The organism is Phormidesmis sp. 146-12, assembly GCF_052939495.1.
The window spans coordinates 1-1,936 of the sequence record NZ_JBJPHS010000238.1; the positions used below are offsets into that span (position 1 = coordinate 1).

Sequence of the window (1,936 nt, forward strand, 5' to 3'; positions counted from 1 at the left end):
AACGAGAAATATTGTCTCAAAGTCCCCCAAAATTGGGGGGTTGGGGGGCAGAAGCGATGAACAACGAAGCGAGAGAACTCCAGCGAATTCCCGTCCTTTTTATTAGCTTCTTGCATAGCAAACGATACAAATTTTCTCTCTTGGGTCGAGTAAGATAGTTGGGTCTTCTTGATATGCTATGAAAATCACTTAGGGCACAGGCTCTGGCTTGTCAGTCCAGACTGAATTTATGTCTCAACCCACTCTTTTTAGCCAAATTGAGACAACGCTCCAGAGAGAGACGATCGGGCAAATCCGCGTCGGTCACCATCTCTTATCCATTGGCTCAGAACATGGTGCGCTGCTTGGCACTGCTGAAGAACAATCTTTGATCGCCGCCCCTCAGCCAACGCCACTCGTGCAGGTGCCGCGTGCTTTTGTAGGGTTGTTGGGTCGGCAGACGGAAATTGAATCCGCGATCGCCGCTCTGCAAGCTCATCAGACGGTGGAGTTTTATGGAGAATCAGGAGTCGGCAAAACGGCTCTGTTACGCCATCTGTCTCATCATCCCCAAGTCACGACTTCTCACGCCGACGGCATTCTCTATCTCCAGGGGCACCCTGCGATCGGCGATCGCCTGCAATCTCTATTTGACACGTTCTACAACTGCCCTACGGTTAAGCCCGCAGCCGATATTCGTCAGGCCCTCCAGGACAAAGAGGTGCTTGTTTTAGTAGACGACCCTCAACTCAGCGCTGACCATCTGCAACAACTTATGGCAGTCTTGCCCAACAGTACCTTTGTGATCGCGTCTCAGACTCGGCGATTTTGGGGAGAAGGCCGGGCGATCGCTTTAGAAGGACTGTCGTTAGAAGAAAGTTTGGTGCTGATAGAGCGAGAATTGGGGCGACCGATTCCACCCGAAAATTTTGAGACAGCCAAATCAATCTGGCATCTCCTCAAAGGACATCCTCAGCGACTGTTGCAGGTAGCCGCCTTGATTCGAGAAGACAAAGTTGCCTTTGTACAGGTGTTGGATCATTTGCAAGAAGGGGCAGCGCGATCGCTGACTCGAATGATTCTGTCAGCTTTGCCCAAAACTCAACGCTGGATCGTGGCGGCTCTGGTAGCGATCGGAGAAGTGGGATTATTATCTGAGCAAATAGCTGCTATCACTGGGCCGCCCAATCCGCAGGCAAGTTTGCAGGCTCTGTTGCAGCGTCATTTGATTCAGATGAATGGCTACCGCTACTGTCTGTCGTCTAGTCTGAGGACAATTTTGCAAGACGACTTTAACCCGACTCCCTGGATGGAGCGGACGCTAACCTATCTGATTCCCTGGGCAGAGCGACACGAATCTCTCATAGAAGCGCTGTTGACGGAGCGTGAAATTATTTTACTCACTTTGCAGTGGGCGATCGAGAAGGAGCGTCATCTAGAAGCGCTGAAACTGGTGCGATCGATCGAGGGCGCTCTGGCGCTTGGCAAGCAGTGGGAAACTTGGAGGCGAGTTCTCCATTGGGGCTTGCAGGCTGCCTGGGCTTTAGAAGATCCAGCGGCGGAGGCGTGGGCGCTTCATCAATTGGGGACGCTGGCACTCTGTCAAGAAGATGTGACGACGGCCTATGATGGTTTGTCTCAAGCGCTGGCGCTGCGATCGACAATTGACGATCCGATCGGTTTGATGGTTACCCAACACAATCAAGAGCATCTCAAAGCGACGACTCTACCAACTGGACGCTCTCAATTTTTGATCTTTGGGAGTCAAGTCAGAGTTTATGTAGCGTTGGGCATCATTGCTTCAATCGTGTTTGGCATTTCGGGGCTGGTAGGAGTGGCGATCGCTAACCGACTGGGACAGCCCTCTGTAGAAACAACCGTCACGCCTAATCAAATTCAATAGATCGCAAATAACGTATTGTTCCGTCAGTTCGACAAAGTTTTTTTGCTTCGTTGC

Annotated in this window: 1 protein-coding gene; it reads left to right on the forward strand. The window is 51.3% G+C overall.

Annotation, left to right across the window (positions count from 1 at the left end; translation table 11 throughout):
* Nucleotides 1–229: 229 nt before the first annotated feature.
* Nucleotides 230–1,882, forward strand: coding sequence for a hypothetical protein (locus tag ACKFKF_RS34930; protein WP_446871922.1), 1,653 nt, complete (start codon nt 230–232; stop codon nt 1,880–1,882).
* Nucleotides 1,883–1,936: the final 54 nt, after the last annotated feature.